Raw genomic sequence first — 18,487 nt, forward strand, 5'->3', positions numbered from 1 at the left:
CATGGCATACGGTGTCAAGATTGCTAAGGGCGACGCTTACAAGCGTGCTGCCATCAAGCGCCGTCACATTCGTATCCGGAAGCACATCTCCGGTACGGCCGAGCGTCCGCGCCTGGTCGTGACGCGCTCCAACCGCAACATCGTCGCCCAGGTGATCGACGACGTGAAGGGTCACACCCTGGCGTCGGCGTCCACCCTGGACGCTTCGATCCGCGGTGGCGAGGGCGACAAGTCCGCGCAGGCCAAGCAGGTCGGCGCCCTGGTCGCCGAGCGCGCCAAGGCCGCCGGTGTCGAGACTGTCGTGTTCGACCGTGGTGGTAACCAGTACGCCGGGCGCATCGCCGCCCTGGCGGACGCCGCCCGCGAAGCCGGGCTCAAGTTCTGAGCCGCTTCCGTAGCTAGCGGAAAGAGAGAGGTAATCCAATGGCTGGACCCCAGCGCCGTGGAAGCGGTGCCGGTGGCGGCGAGCGGCGGGACCGGAAGGGCCGTGACGGTGGCGCTGCTGCCGCCGAGAAGACCGCATACGTTGAGCGCGTTGTCGCGATCAACCGCGTCGCCAAGGTTGTGAAGGGTGGTCGTCGCTTCAGCTTCACCGCGCTCGTCGTGGTGGGTGACGGTGACGGCACCGTGGGTGTCGGTTACGGCAAGGCCAAGGAGGTGCCGGCCGCCATCGCCAAGGGTGTTGAGGAGGCCAAGAAGCACTTCTTCAAGGTCCCCCGTATCCAGGGCACCATCCCGCACCCCATCCAGGGTGAGAAGGCCGCGGGCGTCGTCCTGCTGAAGCCTGCTTCCCCCGGTACCGGTGTTATCGCCGGTGGCCCGGTGCGTGCCGTGCTCGAGTGCGCCGGCGTTCACGACATCCTGTCGAAGTCCCTGGGCTCCGACAACGCGATCAACATCGTGCACGCGACCGTGGCGGCCCTCAAGGGCCTGCAGCGTCCCGAGGAGATCGCGGCCCGCCGCGGTCTGCCCCTCGAGGACGTCGCCCCCGCGGCTCTCCTGCGTGCGCGTGCGGGAGCGGGTGCGTAATCATGGCTCAGCTCAAGATCACGCAGACGAAGTCGTACATCGGTAGCAAGCAGAACCACCGCGACACCCTGCGCTCCCTTGGTCTCAAGGGCATCAACACGCAGGTCGTCAAGGAGGATCGTCCCGAGTTCCGCGGCATGGTGCACACCGTCCGCCACCTCGTGACGGTCGAGGAGGTCGACTGATCATGGCGGAGAACAACCCGCTCAAGATCCACAACCTCCGTCCCGCCCCCGGTGCCAAGACCGCGAAGACCCGTGTCGGTCGTGGTGAGGCGTCGAAGGGTAAGACGGCCGGTCGTGGTACCAAGGGCACCAAGGCCCGTTACCAGGTTCCGGAGCGCTTCGAGGGCGGGCAGATGCCCCTCCACATGCGTCTCCCGAAGCTCAAGGGCTTCAAGAACCCGTTCAAGACCGAGTTCCAGGTCGTCAACCTGGACAAGCTCGCCTCCCTCTACCCCGAGGGTGGCGAGGTCACGGTGGCCGACCTGGTCGCCAAGGGCGCCGTTCGCAAGAACAGCCTTGTCAAGGTCCTCGGCCAGGGTGAGATCACCGTGGCGCTGCAGGTGACGGTTGACGCCGTCTCCGGCTCCGCCAAGGAGAAGATCACCGCCGCCGGCGGTACCGTCACCGAGCTCGTCTGAATTTCCCAGGCGTCTCGATGACTTGAGCGATCCCGACCGGGGATGCCCCACAAAAGGGGCATCCCCGGTTGGTCGTTCCAAGGGGGGCACGGTCGCCGGTAAGGTGGCGTGCACTGTTACTTTCCGCGCGGTCTGTCCTCGCGACAGGGCGCGCGGTTCTTGCCTGTTTTACTCGCTGCAAGTTACGTACTTATCCGTCGGACTCACCACCGTCACCTCTGACGCAGTAGCGCGGGGGTCGCAGGAGGCACCGTGCTCACCGCGTTCGCCCGGGCGTTCAAGACGCCCGACCTGCGCAAGAAGCTGCTCTTTACGCTCGGCATCATCGTGATCTACCGGCTCGGTACGCATGTACCGATTCCCGGCGTCGACTACACGAATGTCCAGAAGTGCATTGACCAGGCGAACGCCAACCAGGGCCTGTTCGGTCTGGTCAACATGTTCAGTGGTGGCGCACTGCTGCAGATCACGATCTTCGCGCTCGGCATCATGCCGTACATCACGGCGAGCATCATCCTGCAGCTCTTGACCGTGGTGATCCCGCGCCTGGAAGCCCTCAAGAAGGAGGGCCAGGCCGGCACGGCCAAGATCACGCAGTACACGCGCTATCTGACCATCGCGCTCGCCATCCTGCAGGGCACCGGCCTCGTCGCCACCGCCCGCACCGGCACGCTGTTCAGCGGCTGCTCGGTCGCCTCGGACATCGTTCCCGACCAGTCGATCTTCGTGACCATCACGATGGTGCTCACCATGACCGCGGGCACCGCCTGTGTGATGTGGCTCGGCGAGCTCATCACCGACCGCGGCATCGGCAACGGCATGTCGATCCTGATGTTCATCTCGATCGCCGCGACCTTCCCCGCCGCCCTCTGGGGCATCAAGAAGCAGGGCGACCTGGCCGGTGGCTGGATCGAGTTCGGCACCGTGATCCTGGTCGGTCTGTTCATGGTCGGCCTGGTCGTCTTCGTCGAGCAGGCACAGCGGCGCATCCCGGTGCAGTACGCGAAGCGCATGATCGGTCGCCGGTCCTACGGCGGTACGTCGACGTACATCCCGCTGAAGGTCAACCAGGCGGGCATCATCCCTGTGATCTTCGCCTCGTCGCTGCTCTACATCCCGGCTCTCGTCGCCCAGTTCGCGGGTGGGCAGGCCGGGTGGAAGACCTGGATCGAGCAGAACCTGACCAAGGGTGACCACCCGATTTACATCGTCACCTACTTCGTCCTGATCGTCTTCTTCGCCTTCTTCTACGTGGCGATCTCCTTCAACCCGGAGGAAGTCGCGGACAACATGAAGAAGTATGGTGGCTTCATCCCGGGCATCCGGGCTGGCCGACCGACCGCTGAGTACCTGAGTTACGTACTCAACCGGATCACGTGGCCGGGCTCGCTGTATCTGGGTCTGATCGCTCTTGTGCCAACGATGGCGTTGGTGGGCTTCGGCGCGAACCAGAACTTCCCCTTCGGCGGGACGAGCATCCTCATCATCGTGGGTGTGGGTCTGGAGACCGTGAAGCAGATCGAGAGCCAGCTCCAGCAGCGCAACTACGAAGGGTTCCTCCGCTGATGCGTATCGTCCTAGTCGGGCCGCCCGGTGCCGGCAAGGGAACGCAGGCTGCGTTCCTTGCCAAGAACCTGTCGATCCCGCACATCTCCACGGGCGACCTCTTCAGGGCCAACATCAGTAAGCAGACCGAGCTCGGCAAGCTGGCCAAGTCCTACATGGACGCGGGCAACCTGGTCCCCGACGAGGTCACCATCGGGATGGCCAAGGACCGGATGGCGCAGCCCGACGCGGAGAACGGCTTCCTGCTCGACGGCTTCCCGCGGAACGTCTCGCAGGCCGAGGCGCTCGACGTGGCGCTCAAGGCCGACGACGTGAAGCTGGACGCGGTCCTGGACCTCGAGGTCCCCGAGGACGAGGTCGTCAAGCGGATCGCGGGCCGTCGGATCTGCCGCAAGGACTCCAGCCACGTCTTCCACGTGACGTACTCCCAGCCGAAGCAGGAAGGCGTCTGTGACGTCTGCGGCGGCCAGCTGTACCAGCGCGAGGACGACAGCGAGGACACCGTCCGCAAGCGCCTCGAGGTCTACCACACGCAGACCGAGCCGATCATCGACTACTACCGGACCCAGGGTCTGGTCGTCACGATCTCCGCGCTCGGCAAGGTGGACGAGGTCACGAAGCGCGCGATGGACGCCCTCAAGGGCGACAAGTAGTCATCAGTACGTCGCTTCGGCCGCGGTGCCCGTCCTGGGCGCCGCGGCCGTAGTGTTGTTGTATCCAACGGTTGCAGGAAGACGGAGAGCGGAAGCGCGATGGTGCAGATCAAGACTCCCGAGCAGGTCGCGAAGATGCGGGCGGCGGGGCTTGTCGTCGCCGCCATCCACAAGGCGACGCGTGCCGCAGCGGTCCCGGGGGCGACCACCAAGGACCTGGACGACGTGGCCCGCAAGGTCCTCGCCGAGCACGACGCCAAGTCGAACTTCCTCGGGTACGGCGGCTTCCCCGCGACCATCTGCACCTCGAAGAACGAGGTCGTCGTCCACGGCATCCCGAGTGAGGACGTGGTCCTCCAGGACGGCGACATCATCTCGATCGACGCCGGCGCGATCATCGACGGCTGGCACGGCGACGCGGCCTTCACCGCCTTCGTGGGCAGCGGGCACGCGCCCGAGCTTGTCGAGCTCTCCCGGGTGACCGAGGAGTCGATGTGGGCCGGGATCGCGGCCATGAAGCAGGGCAACCGGCTCGTCGACATCTCCCGCGCCATCGAGACCTACATCCGCCGCCAGCCCCGCCCGGCCCGCGGCAAGTACGGCATCGTCGAGGACTACGGCGGCCACGGCATCGGCACCGAGATGCACATGGACCCGCACCTCCTGAACTACGTCGAGCGCCGCCGAGGCCGCGGCCCCAAGCTGGTCCCCGGCCTGTGCCTGGCCATCGAGCCGATGGTCTCCCTCGGCACCGCCAAGACCGAGGTCCTCGAGGACGACTGGACCGTGATCACCACGGACGGCACCTGGTCCTCGCACTGGGAGCACTCCGTCGCGCTGACCGAGCAGGGTCCGCTGGTCCTGACGGCCCCCGACGGTGGCAAGGCGAAGCTGGCGGAGTACGGGATCACGGCGGCGCCGGATCCGCTGGGCTGAGGCGAGCCGACCGTCGGACGGAGTCCGGCGCAGCCCTTCGAAGCTTGTGAGGCGCCCCCGGCGCCGAGCCCGCGAGGAGGGCGTTGGAGAATGGTCCGACTGGACCGTGATCACCACGGACGGCACCTGGTCCTCGCACTGGGAGCACTCCGTCGCGCTGACCGAGCAGGGTCCGCTGGTCCTGACGGCCCCCGACGGTGGCAAGGCGAAGCTGGCGGAGTACGGGATCACGGCGGCGCCTGACCCGCTGGCCTGACGTCGCCGGTCGCGTCGGCCCCCTGACCGTGCCCTTGCTTAAGGATCTTCGTTGGCGGGCAGTCATACCCGATTCGTCTTTCCGAGTGCACTGACGTAGACTGACGCGTCGGCTCTCGTGCATTCGCATGTCTGCGTAACGCTCACAGAGTCGATCAAGGTAGTCGATTCGAAGGGCGAAGCGTGGCCAAGAAGCAAGGTGCCATCGAGATCGAAGGCACTGTCGTCGAGTCTCTTCCGAACGCCATGTTCAAGGTGGAGCTCCAGAACGGCCACCAGGTCCTGGCACACATCAGCGGCAAGATGCGCATGCACTACATCCGCATCCTCCCTGACGACCGGGTCGTGGTGGAGCTGTCTCCGTACGACCTGACGCGTGGCCGGATCGTCTACCGGTACAAGTAGATCTTGCCCGCATCCCGCTCCTGCGGGGTGGTGGCACTGACCCGGAGAACCTCACACCCATGAAGGTCAAGCCGAGCGTCAAGAAGATCTGCGACAAGTGCAGGGTGATCCGCCGTCACGGCCGGGTCATGATCATTTGCGACAACCCGCGCCACAAGCAGCGCCAGGGCTGACGCACGTACTGCACTCGCAGATTTTCGCGCGACGCACGTAACAGCACATGTGCAGGACCCGTCCCTCTTCAGGTCCACAGCGGTAATGGAGGGCGACACCCCCGGCTCGGAGGCCGGGGACCCAGTTCGTACCGACTCTTCCCGGTGAATCTCCACCGGAGGGGAACGGCGGTTGGGAGCGGTTCTGCTGAAGACCTCCGAGTATCAACAGGAGCCATGAATGGCACGCGTTGAAGGAGTCGATCTCCCGCGCGACAAGCGCATCGAGGTCGCCCTCACCTACGTGTTCGGCATCGGCCGGACGCTGTCCCAGCAGACGCTGGACGCCACGGAGATCGACCGCAACACCCGCGTTCGCGACCTGTCCGAAGAGGACCTGGTCAAGATCCGCGAGTACGTGGACCAGAACATCAAGACCGAGGGTGACCTCCGTCGCGAGATCCAGGCCGACATCCGCCGCAAGGTCGAGATCGGCTGCTACCAGGGTCTGCGTCACCGCCGTGGCCTGCCCGTCCGCGGTCAGCGCACCAGCACCAACGCTCGCACCCGCAAGGGCCCGCGTCGCGCCATCGCCGGCAAGAAGAAGCCGGGCAAGAAGTAGTCCTCGCTCAGCGGTCTATCGACAGCTGACGCTGCAGGACCGACCACCTCCCGTAGGAGTAATAGATGCCCCCCAAGGGTCGTCAGGGCGCTGCCAAGAAGGTGCGCCGCAAGGAAAAGAAGAACGTCGCTCACGGGCACGCCCACATCAAGAGCACGTTCAACAACACGATCGTGTCCATCACGGACCCGACCGGCAACGTGATCTCCTGGGCCTCCGCCGGCCACGTCGGCTTCAAGGGCTCGCGCAAGTCCACGCCGTTCGCCGCGCAGATGGCCGCCGAGTCGGCTGCCCGTCGCGCCCAGGAGCACGGCATGCGCAAGGTCGACGTCTTCGTCAAGGGTCCCGGCTCCGGCCGTGAGACCGCGATCCGCTCCCTCCAGGCCACGGGCCTCGAGGTCGGCTCGATCCAGGACGTCACCCCCACGCCGCACAACGGCTGCCGTCCGCCCAAGCGCCGCCGCGTCTGACGCACGGCACTTCTCAGGGCTTTTGCTGTCCCCGTGCTTTTTCGGCCGGGGGTGTGGGGGTTGTCCCCCACATAGGAACAGCCGGGCGGTACGGCTCCTTCGGGCCGTACCGCCCGTACCCTTGTACTACCTCAGGGCATCAAATAGTGGGTGCCCCTGACTGAAGGAATCACTTCATGCTGATCGCTCAGCGTCCCTCGTTGACCGAAGAGGTCGTCGACGAGTTCCGCTCCCGGTTCGTCATCGAGCCGCTGGAGCCGGGCTTCGGCTACACCCTCGGCAACTCCCTGCGCCGGACCCTGCTCTCCTCGATCCCGGGTGCGGCGGTCACGTCCATCCGCATCGACGGTGTCCTGCACGAGTTCACCACCGTGCCGGGCGTCAAGGAAGACGTCACCGACCTCATCCTGAACATCAAGCAGCTGGTCGTCTCCTCGGAGCACGACGAGCCGGTCGTGATGTACCTGCGCAAGCAGGGCCCGGGTCTGGTCACCGCCGCCGACATCGCGCCCCCGGCCGGTGTCGAGGTGCACAACCCCGACCTCGTCCTCGCCACGCTCAACGGCAAGGGCAAGCTGGAGATGGAGCTGACCGTCGAGCGCGGTCGCGGCTACGTCTCCGCCGTGCAGAACAAGCAGGTCGGCCAGGAGATCGGCCGGATCCCGGTCGACTCGATCTACTCGCCCGTCCTCAAGGTGACCTACAAGGTCGAGGCCACCCGAGTCGAGCAGCGCACCGACTTCGACAAGCTGATCGTCGACGTCGAGACCAAGCAGGCCATGCGCCCGCGCGACGCCATGGCGTCCGCCGGCAAGACCCTGGTCGAGCTGTTCGGTCTGGCCCGCGAGCTCAACATCGACGCCGAGGGCATCGACATGGGTCCGTCCCCGACGGACGCCGCGCTCGCCGCTGATCTGGCGCTGCCGATCGAGGAGCTCGAGCTCACCGTTCGGTCGTACAACTGCCTCAAGCGCGAGGGCATCCACTCGGTGGGCGAGCTCGTCGCCCGCTCCGAGGCGGACCTGCTCGACATTCGCAACTTCGGTGCGAAGTCGATCGACGAGGTCAAGATGAAGCTCAACGGCATGGGCCTGGCCCTGAAGGACTCGCCTCCCGGGTTCGACCCGACCGCCGCCGCGGACGCCTTCGGCGCCGACGACGACGCGGACGCCGGTTTCGTCGAGACCGAGCAGTACTAAGAGCTCGGCGCTTTTTGCCGGATCTTGGGTGCGGGTGCGGGTGCGCTGTGGCTTGTCGCGCAGTTCCCCGCGCCCCTTCCGGACTCGCCCCTGCGGGGCTCGGTCCGGATCTCCGACGGGCGACCGCCTGCTCGGACACTGACCTCGGTACCTAGTACGGCCGGGGCAGATCACAAGGAGTAACACCATGCCGAAGCCCGCCAAGGGTGCCCGTCTGGGCGGCAGTGCCGCGCACGAGAAGCTTCTGCTGGCGAACCTTGCCAAGCAGCTCTTCGAGCACGGCCGCATCACCACCACCGAGGCCAAGGCCCGTCGTCTGCGTCCCTACGCGGAGCGTCTGGTCACCAAGGCGAAGAAGGGCGACCTTCACAACCGCCGCCAGGTGCTGTCCGTGATCACCGACAAGAGCATCGTGCACACGCTCTTCACGGAGATCGGCCCGCGCTACGAGAACCGCCCGGGTGGCTACACCCGCATCACCAAGATCGGTAACCGCCGTGGCGACAACGCGCCCATGGCCGTCATCGAGCTGGTGGAGGCCCTGACCGTGGCCCAGCAGGCCACCGGTGAGGCCGAGGCGGCCACCAAGCGTGCCGTCAAGGAAGACGCCCTGAAGAAGGACGAGGCCGTCGAGGCCAAGTCCGACGAGGTCGTCGAGGACGCGAAGCCGGCCGAGGGCGAGTCCAAGGACGCCTGAGGCTCTGCCTTGCTGTGAAGCGGGTCCGCCCTTCGGGGCGGGCCCGCTTTCGCATGCCTGAGAGGATTGCGGTGTGAGTGACGAAGTGGAGCCCGGGTTCGTCCGGGTGCGGTTGGACCTGTCGTACGACGGCCGGGACTTCTCCGGGTGGGCCAAGCAGCGCGACGGGCAGCGGACCGTCCAGGGCGAGATCGAGGACGCCCTGCGTACGGTCACGCGGTCCAAGGAGACGTACGAGCTGACGGTGGCCGGGCGGACCGACAGCGGGGTGCACGCGCGCGGGCAGGTCGCGCACGTCGATCTGCCGGAGGCGCTGTGGGCCGAGCACCGGGAGAAGCTGCTGCGGCGGCTCGCCGGGCGGCTGCCGCACGATGTGCGGGTGTGGAGGGTCGAGGAGGCGCCGGCCGGGTTCAACGCACGGTTCGCGGCGATCTGGCGGCGGTACGCGTACCGGGTGACCGATCACCCCGGGGGCGTCGACCCGCTGCTGCGCGGGCACGTGCTGTGGCACGACTGGACGCTCGACGTCGACGCCATGAACACCGCCGCGAAGGCGCTGCTCGGGGAGCACGACTTCGCCGCGTACTGCAAGCGGCGCGAGGGTGCGACGACCATCCGTACGCTCCAGGAGCTGCGCTGGGAGCGGCGTCCGGACGGGATCATCGAGGCGACCGTGAAGGCCGACGCCTTCTGCCACAACATGGTGCGGTCGCTGGTCGGCGCGATGCTGTTCGTGGGGGACGGGCACCGGCCGACGGACTGGCCGGGCAAGGTGCTCGCCGCCGGGGTGCGGGACTCCGCCGTGCACGTGGTGCGGCCGCACGGGCTGACCCTCGAAGAGGTCGGCTATCCGGCCGACGAGCTGCTCGCGGCGCGGAGCGTGGAGGCGCGGAACAAGCGGACGCTGCCCGGGGCCGCGGGCGCGGCGGGGTGCTGCTGAGGCGGCCGGCGGCGGGCGGGGCTACTCCGGGTTGTTCGCCGCCGCCGAGGCCTGGGCCTCGCCGCGGCGGGTGATCTGGTGGAACGTGAAGCGGGCGAGGTCGTCGCCGACCTCGTACGCCTTGCGGTCCTTCTCCGTGACGTCCTTGCCGTTCAGGAAGCCGGTCGTCGTGAAGTACGCGTAACGGCCGTACGCGTTGTACGTGCCGCGGCAGACCGTCGTACGGCAGAAGCCGGACACGCCCTTGCCGGGCAGGGATGTGACCAGGCCCTTGTCGGCCTGCCGCTTGACCTTCTTGGCCTGTGCCTCGGTATCGAAGACGGCGACGCCGACGGTGACCGCGATGCCCTTGCGGGCGTAGGTGGCGCGCAGCACCTCGGTGCACTTGTTCTTCGTCAGGACGTTGGCCAGAACCGGCTGGGCGACGGAGGCGCACTTCTTGGTGCTCGCCGTCGCGCCCTTCTTGTAGACGCGCTCGCCGGAGGTCAGCTTCGTGCCCGGGAAGAAGGACTCCGGGCTCAGCGGGGCCTTGTCCTTCTTCGCGCTGGAGATGTAGTCCTTCGGGTCCGGCGGGGGCGGGGGCGTGGTCGCCTCGAAGGACGGCTCGGGGGAGTCGCTGGCACCGGGGATGTCCGCGCTGGTGGGCAGCTCGCTCGCGGGCTTGTTCGAGGCCGTGGCGTCGTCGCTGTTCGCGGAGACGACGGCGACGGCGACGGCCGCGGCGACGCCGATCGTGGCGAGCGCGCCGCCGCCGATCATCAGCCACTTGCGGCGGCGGGCACGTGCCTCGGACGCTTCGGCGAGCGCCGCCCAGTCGGGGGTCTGCGAGCCCCCCGGACCCCACTGGGGTCCCCCTTGCCCAAAGCTCATGGGCCGCATCTTAGACGGGGCGGTGGGGATGTTGAGCCGGGGTTGTGGGCCGATCTCGCCCTAGCCTGACCGGCATGGATGCGGGCAAATCGGATGGTGACGACTTTTCTGGTCCGGCCGGGTGGTCGGCCCGGCCCGCCGGGTGGTGGGCGTGGGCCGTGCTCGGGGTCGTCCTCGGGGCGGCGGCGCTGCGGATCGTCTGCCGGGTGCCGGACGGCGGCATGGACAACGCGATCGTCGTGCGGGCCGCGGAGTCCTGGCTGGACGGGCGCTCGCCCTACGCCGACCGGCACTTCCTCTATCTGCCGGGGGCCGTGCTCGCGGCGGTGCCGCAGGCGGTGTTCCCGGGGGCGGCGCGGGTGCTCGTGCCCGTGGGGGTGGTGGGGGCGCTGGCCTCCGGGTGGTTCTGTGCGCTGCGGATCCACGGTGTGGCCTGGGGGAGCCGGTTCGCCGTGCTCGGGCTGCTCGGGCTCGTCCTGGGCTTCGCGCCCTTCGTGCACCTCGTGGAGCTGGGCAACTGGACGGTGGCGTCCGCGCTCGCGCTGCCGGTGGCGCTGCTGTGCGTCTGCCGGGGGCGGTGGGGGACGGCCGGGGCGGTGATCGGGGTGGCGGTCGCCGTGAAGCCGCTGCTCGTGCCGGTGCTGCTGCTCTTCGTCTTCGCGCGGAAGTGGCGGGCGCTGGGGGTGGCGGTGCTCGTGCCGGTGGTGGTGTCGGTGCTCGCCGCGCTCGTCCTGCCGGATCCGGGGGCGTTCTTCACCCGGACCCTGCCGTTCCTGCTGCGCGGCGAGGACCGGTTCGTGCGCCTCTACGAGGCGTCGCCCGCCGCTGTGCTGCCGCGGGTGGGGGTGCCGGGGGTGGTGGCGTCGCTGGTCTCGGGGGTGGGGGCTGTGGTGGGGGTGTGGTGTGCGTGGCTTCGGTGGCGGGCCCCTGGGCCTTGGGCGGGGGCGCGGGGCCCGTCGGCCGGGGCGGGCGAGGCGGGGCGGGTCGTGGAGAGTGCGGCCGCGTTGATGCTGGCCGCGTTTCTCGTGTCGCGGCCGTCGTACGACCACTATCTGCTGGTCGTGCTGCCGCTGCTGCTGGCCGGGGGCCTCGGGGTGGGCTCCGTGGTGCGGGTGCCGTGGTTCTGGGTGGCGCTGGTGCCGCAGGTGCCGGGGTTCGTGTGGGTGGGGGTGGAGGCGCTGCCGCAGCGGGCCTTCAAGGACGCGTTCACGCTCTGTGTGCTGGCGGGGGTGGTGTTCTGGTGGTGTGCGTCCGCAGGGCGGCGCCATGGGTCCTGCCGGGGGCTCCCCGGTCCCGCCCCTTCCCGCTGGTCGCCGGTGGCGGCCCCGTTTTGACCCGTACGGGGCATGGCGGGTATTGTGCCAGTTCGTTATGCGTATTGGCTTGGTCGTTCTCACGCGATGGGCCCTTACGCAAGTTCCCTGGAGCAGTTACCAGTGGCTCGCATACGGGCATCGTCCCGGCCTTTGTGAGCCCCAGCTGCATGATCGCTTCAGAGGATCCGTGTGTCTGGAACTCATCCACTGAAGAAGCGAAGGCTACGAAGTGCGTACGTACAGCCCTAAGCCCGGCGATATCACTCGCCAGTGGCACGTGATCGACGCCCAGGACATCGTCCTCGGCCGTCTCGCGACCACTGCCGCCACCCTCCTGCGGGGCAAGCACAAGCCGATCTACGCGCCGCACGTCGACGCTGGTGACTTCGTCATCATCATCAACGCCGACAAGGTGCACCTGTCCGGCAACAAGAAGACCCAGAAGATGGCCTACCGCCACTCTGGCTACCCGGGCGGCCTCCGTTCGGTCCGCTACGACGAGCTCCTCGAGAAGAACCCCGAGAAGGCCGTCGAGAAGGCCGTCAAGGGCATGCTCCCGAAGAACACCCTGGGCCGTCAGATGCTCTCGAAGCTGAAGGTCTACGCGGGCGACCAGCACCCGCACGGCGCTCAGCAGCCGGTCCCGTTCGAGATCACCCAGGTCGCGCAGTAGTTCCGGCCACCCCCTAAGACGAAAAAGAATCTGAGGAGCATCGTGGCCGAGACCACCCCTGAGCAGCCGCTCGACGAGACTGCCGAGAACATCGACATCGAGTCGTACACCACCGAGTCGGACGCGCCCGTGGAGGGCGAGTACACCTCGGAGTCCAACGCCGCGCGCTTCGGCGACCCGCAGCCGGCCGCCGGCCTGGGCCGTCGCAAGAACGCCATCGCCCGCGTCCGGATCGTCCCGGGCACCGGCAAGTGGAAGGTCAACGGGCGTACGCTCGAGGACTACTTCCCGAACAAGGTCCACCAGCAGGAAGTCAACGAGCCCTTCAAGGTGCTCGAGCTCGACGGCCGCTACGACGTCATCGCCCGCATCTCGGGCGGCGGCGTCTCCGGTCAGGCCGGTGCGCTCCGTCTCGGTGTCGCCCGTGCGCTGAACGAGGCCGACGTCGACAACAACCGTGGCGCCCTCAAGAAGGCCGGTTACCTCAAGCGTGACGACCGTGCGGTCGAGCGCAAGAAGGCCGGTCTGAAGAAGGCCCGCAAGGCCCCGCAGTACAGCAAGCGCTAATCACCGCTGCCTGCTAGTACTTCTCGAACGCCCCGGCGGCACCCTGTGTGCTGTCGGGGCGTTCGTTTATCAGCACCCCATGATCTGGGGTAGAAGTTCGACAGGCTGAGCGTCCGGGACCGTGCGGTGGAGCCGCTGACGTCACCGCGTCCGCAGGACCAGCCGACACTCAATGTTCGGAGGACAGCAGTGGGACGACTCTTCGGCACGGACGGTGTGCGCGGTGTCGCCAACGCGGATCTGACGGCCGAGCTCGCGCTCGGGCTCTCGGTCGCCGCGGCGCATGTGCTCGCCGAAGCGGGCACCTTCGAAGGCCATCGCCCGACGGCGGTGGTCGGACGAGATCCGCGGGCGTCCGGGGAGTTCCTCGAGGCCGCGGTGGTCGCGGGCCTCGCCAGCGCGGGCGTGGACGTCCTGCGCGTCGGTGTGCTGCCCACCCCCGCGGTGGCGCATCTCACCGGTGCGCTGGGCGCCGACCTCGGCGTGATGCTCTCCGCGAGCCACAACGCGATGCCCGACAACGGCATCAAGTTCTTCGCCCGCGGCGGCCACAAGCTCGCCGACGACCTCGAGGACCGCATCGAGGCCGTGTACGACGAGCACCGCACCGGCGCCCCCTGGGAGCGCCCCACGGGTGCGGGCGTCGGCCGCGTGACGACGTACGACGAAGGCTTCGACCAGTACGTCGCCCACCTCATCGGCGTGCTGCCCAACCGGCTCGACGGGCTCAAGGTCGTCCTGGACGAGGCGCACGGCGCGGCCGCGCGGGTCTCGCCCGAGGCGTTCGCCCGCGCCGGTGCCGAGATCATCACCATCGGCGCCAAGCCGGACGGCCTCAACATCAACGACGGCTGCGGCTCCACCCACCTCGACCTCCTGAAGGCCGCCGTCGTCGAGCACGGCGCCGCCCTCGGCATCGCCCACGACGGCGACGCCGACCGCTGCCTTGCCGTGGACCACACCGGCGCCGAGGTCGACGGCGACCAGATCCTCGCCGTCCTCGCCCTCGCCATGCGCGAGCGCGGCGTGCTGCGCCAGGACACCGTTGTCGCGACCGTCATGTCGAACCTGGGCTTCAAGCTGGCCATGGAGCGCGAGGGCCTGTCCCTGGTGCAGACGGCCGTCGGCGACCGGTACGTCCTGGAGTCGATGAAGGAGCACGGCTACGCCCTCGGCGGCGAGCAGTCCGGGCACGTCATCGTCCTCGACCACGCCACCACCGGCGACGGCACCCTCACCGGCCTGCTCCTCGCCGCCCGCGTCGCCGAGACCGGCCGGAGCCTCGCCGAGCTCGCCGCCGTCATGGAGCGCCTGCCGCAGGTCCTCATCAACGTCCCCGACGTCGACAAGTCCCGGGTCAAGACCTCCGCGGAGCTGTCCTCGGCCGTCGCCGACGCCGAGCGCGAGCTGGGCCAGACCGGGCGGGTGCTGCTCCGCCCCTCCGGCACCGAGCCGCTGGTGCGCGTGATGGTCGAGGCCGCCGACATCGAGCAGGCCCGCTCCGTCGCCGGGCGCCTCGCCGACGTGGTGAAGTCGGCGCTGGGCTAGCCCAGTTCGCGTGTCCTCGCGGTCCGTTCGCGCTGCCGCGCCCAGAGCAGCTTCTGGGCGAGCAGCGTGCACGTACCGGCGAGGACGATGCCGAGCAGGTTCAGGAGCAGCTGTTCGGTGGAGCCCCAGGCCTGGTTGTACTTGTCGTAGCTGAAGGCGACCGCGGCGTTCGCCGCCGCCGGGACCGTCGTCACCGAGATCGCGACACCCACCAGGGCGCCCGACTTCGCCGAGGTCAGCGAGAGCATCCCGGCGGCGCCCGCGAGGACGGCCACGACGAAGGAGAACCAGTCGGGCCGGTAGATGAAGTTGGTGTTGGGGCGGGCGGCGTCCAGGGACTCCGCGTCGAACAGGTCGACCGCGTCCATGAAGAAGCTGAATCCGACCGTCACCACCATCGCCACCGCGAAGCCCACGAGCAGCGCGATCATCGAGCGCAGCGCGAGCCGGGGCGCGCGCTGCACCAGGGCCGTGCAGAAGCCCGCGAGCGGCCCGAACTCCGGGCCCACCGCCATCGCGCCGACGATCAGGATGGCGTTGTCGAGGACCACACCGCACGCGGCGATCATCGTGGCGAGCGTGATGAAGGCGACGTAGGTGACGGAGAGCGTGGACTCCTCGTGGGTGGCGTCCTCCAGGTGCTCCCACAGGACCGCGTCCGCGCCCTCGCCCGGCGCCTCGTCCTCCGCCTTGTCGGCGCGCAGCGACAGCGACAGGTCGATGTTCTCCAGGGCGATCGACCCGTGCTTGTCGATCTCCAGGCCGCGCAGCCTGTCGATCAGCTCGTCGCCCGCCTCCCGGGCGACGTCGCACATGACGATGTCGCCCGAGGGGTTGCGCGCCGCGCCCGCCACGACGGCCAGATGCGTGGTGCCCGGGGTCTTCTCGATCAGGCGCACCACGTCGTCGGTCTTTTCCGGCGGGGTGATCAGGCGCAGATGCAGCATGTCCGCACCTTAACGCGGCCCTGACGGGCCCTTCAGAGCTTGCGCAGGCTGAGGCGCTGCACCTTGTGGTCGGGCCCCTTGCGGACGACGAGGGTGGCGCGGCCGCGGGTGGGGGCCACGTTCTCCAGGAGGTTGACCTTGTTGATGGTCCGCCAGGTGGTGCGGGCGTAGTCCAGGGCCTCCTCCTCGGAGACCTGGGTGTACTTGCGGAAGTACGAGGACGGGTTCTGGAAGGCCGTGGCGCGCAGCTTGCGGAAGCGGTTCAGGTACCAGCGCTCGATGTCCTCGGGGCGCGCGTCCACGTACACACTGAAGTCGAAGTAGTCGGCGAGGCCCACGCGGGTGCGGCCGTCCTTGCCGGGCAGGGCGGGCTGCAGGACGTTCAGGCCCTCGACGATGAGGATGTCCGGGCGGCGGACCGTGAGGCGCTCGCCGGGCACGATGTCGTAGATCAGGTGCGAGTAGACGGGGGCCGTCACCTCGTCCTTGCCCGCCTTGATGTCGGCGACGAAGCGGGTCAGGGCCCGCCGGTCGTACGACTCGGGGAAGCCCTTGCGCGACATCAGGCCGCGGGCCTGCAGCTCCTTGGTGGGCAGCAGGAAGCCGTCGGTGGTGACCAGCTCCACGCGCGGGTGCTCCGGCCAGCGCGAGAGCAGGGCCTGCAGGAGGCGGGCGACCGTCGACTTGCCGACGGCCACCGATCCGGCGACGCCTATCACGAACGGAGTGCCCGACTGGGCGGCCTTCTCGCCCGTCTCGCCCAGGAACGTGTTCAGGGCGCCGCGCAGGCCGTCCGTCGCGCCCACGTACAGATTCAGCAGACGCGACAGCGGCAGATAGATGTCACGGACCTCGTCGAGGTCGATGACGTCGCCGAGGCCGCGCAGCTTCTCGACTTCGTCGGCGGTGAGCGGCAGCGGCGTCTTCTCGCGCAGCGCGCTCCACTCGGATCGGGTGAGGTCGACATAAGGGGTCGCCTCCGGCTTGTGCCGGTGGGCGCCCCGTGGCGCCTTCGTGGGCGCTGAGACCGAAGAGATCACATTCCATTGTTACGGCTGTTTGAACAGCTGGGCGGGTGGGGTGCGTCACCTTGGTCGATATGCGTCGTAGGCTTTGCGGCATGTGTGGAATTGTCGGATATGTCGGCTCGCAGTCTGCGCTCGAAGTGGTGCTCGCCGGGCTCAGGCGCCTGGAGTACCGGGGATACGACTCGGCCGGAGTGGCCGTACTCGCCGATGGCCAGATCGCCTCGGCCCGCAAGTCCGGCAAGCTCGTCAATCTGGAGAAGGCCCTGGTGGACCGGCCGCTCCCGGCGGGCGCCACCGGCATCGGACACACCCGCTGGGCCACCCACGGCGGCCCCACCGACCGCAACGCCCACCCCCACCTCGACAACGCCGGGCGCGTCGCCGTCGTCCACAACGGCATCATCGAGAACTTCGCCGCCCTGCGTGCCGAGCTGGCCGAACGGGGGCACGTCCTCGGCTCCGAGACCGACACCGAGGTCGTCGCCCACCTCCTCGCCGAGGAGTTCTCCGGCTGCGCCGACCTCGCCGAGGCCATGCGGCTGGTGTGCCGGCGGCTCCAGGGCGCGTTCACGCTGGTCGCCGTGCACGCCGACGCCCCGGACGTGGTCGTGGGGGCGCGCCGGAACTCGCCCCTCGTGGTCGGTGTGGGCGAGGGCGAGGCCTTCCTCGCCTCCGACGTCGCCGCGTTCATCGCGCACACCCGGTCCGCCGTCGAGCTGGGGCAGGACCAGGTCGTCGAGGTGCGGCGGGGCGGCGTCGTCGAGGTCACCGTCACCGACTTCGACGGGCGCCCCGCCGAGGTGCGGCACTTCCGCGTCGACTGGGACGCGGCCGCCGCCGAGAAGGGCGGGTACGCCTCCTTCATGCACAAGGAGATCGCCGAGCAGCCCCGCGCGGTCGCCGACACCCTCCTCGGCCGCATCGGCGCCGACGGCGCGCTCACCCTCGACGAGCTGCGCATCCCCGCCGCCGAGCTGCGCGAGGTCGACAAGGTCGTGGTCGTCGCCTGCGGCACCGCCTTCCACGCCGGGCTCATCGCCAAGTACGCCATCGAGCACTGGACGCGGCTGCCCTGCGAGGTGGAACTCGCCAGCGAGTTCCGCTACCGCGATCCGATCCTCGACGACCGCTCCCTCGTCATCGCCGTCTCCCAGTCCGGCGAGACCATGGACACCCTCATGGCCCTCCGGCACGCCCGCGAGCAGGGCTCCCGCGTCCTCGCCATCTGCAACACCAACGGCTCCACGATTCCGCGCGAGTCCGACGCCGTGCTCTACACCCACGCCGGGCCCGAGGTCGCCGTCGCCTCCACCAAGGCCTTCCTCACCCAGCTCGTCGCCTGCTACCTCGTCGCCCTCTACCTCGGTCAGGTCCGCGGCACCAAGTGGGGCGACGAGGTGCTCGGCGTCGTCCGGGACCTGGCCGACATCGGCGACGCCGTCGAGCGGGTGCTCGCCGGGATGGAGCCCGTCCGCACGCTCGCCCGGTCCCTCGCCGGGGCCGGGACCGTGCTCTTCCTCGGGCGGCACGTGGGGTATCCCGTCGCCCTCGAAGGCGCCCTCAAGCTCAAGGAACTCGCCTACATGCACGCCGAGGGCTTCGCCGCCGGTGAGCTCAAGCACGGGCCCATCGCCCTCGTGGAGCCGGGCCTGCCCGTCGTCGTGGTCGTGCCCTCGCCCCGCGGGCGCTCCGTCCTCCACGACAAGATCGTCTCCAACATCCAGGAGATCCGGGCCCGGGGCGCCCGCACCATCGTCATCGCCGAGGAGGGCGACGACGCCGTCGTCCCGTACGCCGACCATCTGATCCGCGTGCCCGTTACGCCTACGCTGCTTCAGCCCCTCGTCGCCACGGTGCCCCTTCAGGTCTTCGCCTGCGAGCTCGCCGTGGCCCGGGGCAACGAGGTGGATCAGCCTCGGAATCTGGCCAAGTCGGTGACCGTGGAGTGAGTTCGTGAGCGGGGGCGCGGGG

The 18,487-nt window shown here is 68.8% G+C and carries 23 protein-coding genes; 20 read left to right on the top strand and 3 right to left on the bottom strand.

Annotated elements, in window-relative coordinates; translation table 11 throughout:
- Nucleotide 1: 1 nt before the first annotated feature.
- From rplR to truA, 15 genes are all read left to right on the top strand, one after another.
- On the top strand, nt 2-385 hold the full coding sequence (rplR, locus tag AB6L24_RS28760) for a 50S ribosomal protein L18 (protein ID WP_030359015.1): 384 nt from the start codon (nt 2-4) through the stop codon (nt 383-385).
- A gap of 38 nt (nt 386-423) precedes the next feature.
- Nucleotides 424-1,029 (top strand): 30S ribosomal protein S5, encoded by a 606-nt coding sequence (gene rpsE / locus AB6L24_RS28765; RefSeq protein WP_005313527.1) that lies wholly within the window; start codon nt 424-426, stop codon nt 1,027-1,029.
- 2 nt (nt 1,030-1,031) lie between these two features.
- On the top strand, nt 1,032-1,214 hold the full coding sequence (gene rpmD / locus AB6L24_RS28770) for a 50S ribosomal protein L30 (RefSeq protein ID WP_005481207.1): 183 nt from the start codon (nt 1,032-1,034) through the stop codon (nt 1,212-1,214).
- A 2-nt stretch (nt 1,215-1,216) separates the two neighbouring features.
- Entirely contained in the window at nt 1,217-1,672 is a 456-nt protein-coding gene (gene rplO / locus AB6L24_RS28775; RefSeq protein WP_289946941.1) for a 50S ribosomal protein L15, read from the top strand.
- Nucleotides 1,673-1,924: 252 nt separating this feature from the next.
- A complete protein-coding gene (gene secY / locus AB6L24_RS28780) occupies nt 1,925-3,238 on the top strand; it encodes a preprotein translocase subunit SecY (protein ID WP_380854184.1) in 1,314 nt (437 codons plus the stop codon).
- Nucleotides 3,238-3,891: an adenylate kinase gene (locus AB6L24_RS28785; RefSeq protein ID WP_030359012.1), complete on the top strand. Its 654-nt coding sequence runs from the start codon at nt 3,238-3,240 to the stop codon at nt 3,889-3,891. Before secY ends, AB6L24_RS28785 begins: the two co-directional genes overlap by 1 nt.
- Before the next feature lie 99 nt (nt 3,892-3,990).
- On the top strand, nt 3,991-4,827 hold the full coding sequence (map, locus tag AB6L24_RS28790; protein ID WP_405659947.1) for a type I methionyl aminopeptidase: 837 nt from the start codon (nt 3,991-3,993) through the stop codon (nt 4,825-4,827).
- A 106-nt stretch (nt 4,828-4,933) separates the two neighbouring features.
- The gene (locus AB6L24_RS28795) at nt 4,934-5,083 is read left to right on the top strand and encodes a hypothetical protein (protein ID WP_405659949.1); all 150 of its coding nucleotides are present in this window, start codon (nt 4,934-4,936) and stop codon (nt 5,081-5,083) included.
- 182 nt (nt 5,084-5,265) lie between these two features.
- Nucleotides 5,266-5,487 carry a translation initiation factor IF-1 gene (infA, locus tag AB6L24_RS28800; protein WP_003948620.1) on the top strand — a complete coding sequence of 74 codons (222 nt, stop codon included), beginning with the start codon at nt 5,266-5,268 and terminating at the stop codon, nt 5,485-5,487.
- A 59-nt stretch (nt 5,488-5,546) separates the two neighbouring features.
- Entirely contained in the window at nt 5,547-5,660 is a 114-nt protein-coding gene (gene rpmJ, locus AB6L24_RS28805; protein WP_003948619.1) for a 50S ribosomal protein L36, read from the top strand.
- A gap of 220 nt (nt 5,661-5,880) precedes the next feature.
- Nucleotides 5,881-6,261, top strand: a complete 381-nt coding sequence (rpsM, locus tag AB6L24_RS28810; RefSeq protein WP_380854180.1) for a 30S ribosomal protein S13 — start codon at nt 5,881-5,883, stop codon at nt 6,259-6,261.
- Between the two features lie 65 nt (nt 6,262-6,326).
- The gene (gene rpsK, locus AB6L24_RS28815) at nt 6,327-6,731 is read left to right on the top strand and encodes a 30S ribosomal protein S11 (protein WP_003948617.1); all 405 of its coding nucleotides are present in this window, start codon (nt 6,327-6,329) and stop codon (nt 6,729-6,731) included.
- A gap of 176 nt (nt 6,732-6,907) precedes the next feature.
- A complete protein-coding gene (locus tag AB6L24_RS28820) occupies nt 6,908-7,930 on the top strand; it encodes a DNA-directed RNA polymerase subunit alpha (RefSeq protein ID WP_016645160.1) in 1,023 nt (340 codons plus the stop codon).
- Between the two features lie 187 nt (nt 7,931-8,117).
- Entirely contained in the window at nt 8,118-8,627 is a 510-nt protein-coding gene (gene rplQ / locus AB6L24_RS28825; RefSeq protein WP_405659955.1) for a 50S ribosomal protein L17, read from the top strand.
- A 73-nt stretch (nt 8,628-8,700) separates the two neighbouring features.
- Nucleotides 8,701-9,567 (top strand): tRNA pseudouridine(38-40) synthase TruA, encoded by an 867-nt coding sequence (gene truA, locus AB6L24_RS28830; protein ID WP_405659957.1) that lies wholly within the window; start codon nt 8,701-8,703, stop codon nt 9,565-9,567.
- A 21-nt stretch (nt 9,568-9,588) separates the two neighbouring features.
- Here truA and AB6L24_RS28835 read toward each other — a convergent pair whose 3' ends face one another.
- Nucleotides 9,589-10,437 (bottom strand): hypothetical protein, encoded by an 849-nt coding sequence (locus AB6L24_RS28835; RefSeq protein WP_405659959.1) that lies wholly within the window; start codon nt 10,435-10,437, stop codon nt 9,589-9,591.
- Between the two features lie 74 nt (nt 10,438-10,511).
- On the opposite strand from AB6L24_RS28835, the gene AB6L24_RS28840 reads away from it, so the two are divergent.
- From AB6L24_RS28840 to glmM, 4 genes are all read left to right on the top strand, one after another.
- Entirely contained in the window at nt 10,512-11,771 is a 1,260-nt protein-coding gene (locus tag AB6L24_RS28840) for a glycosyltransferase 87 family protein (protein WP_405659962.1), read from the top strand.
- Between the two features lie 211 nt (nt 11,772-11,982).
- Entirely contained in the window at nt 11,983-12,426 is a 444-nt protein-coding gene (gene rplM, locus AB6L24_RS28845; RefSeq protein ID WP_405659965.1) for a 50S ribosomal protein L13, read from the top strand.
- 42 nt (nt 12,427-12,468) lie between these two features.
- A complete protein-coding gene (gene rpsI / locus AB6L24_RS28850) occupies nt 12,469-12,993 on the top strand; it encodes a 30S ribosomal protein S9 (RefSeq protein WP_380854168.1) in 525 nt (174 codons plus the stop codon).
- 189 nt (nt 12,994-13,182) lie between these two features.
- Nucleotides 13,183-14,541, top strand: a complete 1,359-nt coding sequence (gene glmM / locus AB6L24_RS28855; protein ID WP_087885490.1) for a phosphoglucosamine mutase — start codon at nt 13,183-13,185, stop codon at nt 14,539-14,541.
- Here glmM and AB6L24_RS28860 read toward each other — a convergent pair.
- Both AB6L24_RS28860 and coaA read right to left on the bottom strand, forming a co-directional pair.
- Nucleotides 14,538-15,488, bottom strand: a complete 951-nt coding sequence (locus tag AB6L24_RS28860; protein WP_405659968.1) for a DUF389 domain-containing protein — start codon at nt 15,486-15,488, stop codon at nt 14,538-14,540. The genes glmM and AB6L24_RS28860 overlap by 4 nt on opposite strands.
- Nucleotides 15,489-15,520: 32 nt before the next feature.
- Entirely contained in the window at nt 15,521-16,528 is a 1,008-nt protein-coding gene (gene coaA / locus AB6L24_RS28865) for a type I pantothenate kinase (protein ID WP_234311341.1), read from the bottom strand.
- Between the two features lie 80 nt (nt 16,529-16,608).
- On the opposite strand from coaA, the gene glmS reads away from it, so the two are divergent.
- On the top strand, nt 16,609-18,465 hold the full coding sequence (glmS, locus tag AB6L24_RS28870) for a glutamine--fructose-6-phosphate transaminase (isomerizing) (protein ID WP_405659970.1): 1,857 nt from the start codon (nt 16,609-16,611) through the stop codon (nt 18,463-18,465).
- The last annotated feature ends 22 nt before the right edge of the window (nt 18,466-18,487 follow it).

The organism is Streptomyces sp. RK9 (assembly GCF_045070545.1).
Classification (GTDB): domain Bacteria; phylum Actinomycetota; class Actinomycetes; order Streptomycetales; family Streptomycetaceae; genus Streptomyces; species Streptomyces alboflavus.

Coding starts and splice junctions, on each gene's coding strand:
- rplR (WP_030359015.1), top strand. CDS start 2: ATGGCATACGGTGTCAAGATTGCTAAGGGCGACGCTTACAAGCGTGCT.
- rpsE (WP_005313527.1), top strand. CDS start 424: ATGGCTGGACCCCAGCGCCGTGGAAGCGGTGCCGGTGGCGGCGAGCGG.
- rpmD (WP_005481207.1), top strand. CDS start 1,032: ATGGCTCAGCTCAAGATCACGCAGACGAAGTCGTACATCGGTAGCAAG.
- rplO (WP_289946941.1), top strand. CDS start 1,217: ATGGCGGAGAACAACCCGCTCAAGATCCACAACCTCCGTCCCGCCCCC.
- AB6L24_RS28785 (WP_030359012.1), top strand. CDS start 3,238: ATGCGTATCGTCCTAGTCGGGCCGCCCGGTGCCGGCAAGGGAACGCAG.
- map (WP_405659947.1), top strand. CDS start 3,991: ATGGTGCAGATCAAGACTCCCGAGCAGGTCGCGAAGATGCGGGCGGCG.
- rpmJ (WP_003948619.1), top strand. CDS start 5,547: ATGAAGGTCAAGCCGAGCGTCAAGAAGATCTGCGACAAGTGCAGGGTG.
- rpsM (WP_380854180.1), top strand. CDS start 5,881: ATGGCACGCGTTGAAGGAGTCGATCTCCCGCGCGACAAGCGCATCGAG.
- rpsK (WP_003948617.1), top strand. CDS start 6,327: ATGCCCCCCAAGGGTCGTCAGGGCGCTGCCAAGAAGGTGCGCCGCAAG.
- AB6L24_RS28820 (WP_016645160.1), top strand. CDS start 6,908: ATGCTGATCGCTCAGCGTCCCTCGTTGACCGAAGAGGTCGTCGACGAG.
- rplQ (WP_405659955.1), top strand. CDS start 8,118: ATGCCGAAGCCCGCCAAGGGTGCCCGTCTGGGCGGCAGTGCCGCGCAC.
- AB6L24_RS28835 (WP_405659959.1), bottom strand. CDS start 10,437: ATGAGCTTTGGGCAAGGGGGACCCCAGTGGGGTCCGGGGGGCTCGCAG.
- AB6L24_RS28840 (WP_405659962.1), top strand. CDS start 10,512: ATGGATGCGGGCAAATCGGATGGTGACGACTTTTCTGGTCCGGCCGGG.
- AB6L24_RS28860 (WP_405659968.1), bottom strand. CDS start 15,488: ATGCTGCATCTGCGCCTGATCACCCCGCCGGAAAAGACCGACGACGTG.
- glmS (WP_405659970.1), top strand. CDS start 16,609: ATGTGTGGAATTGTCGGATATGTCGGCTCGCAGTCTGCGCTCGAAGTG.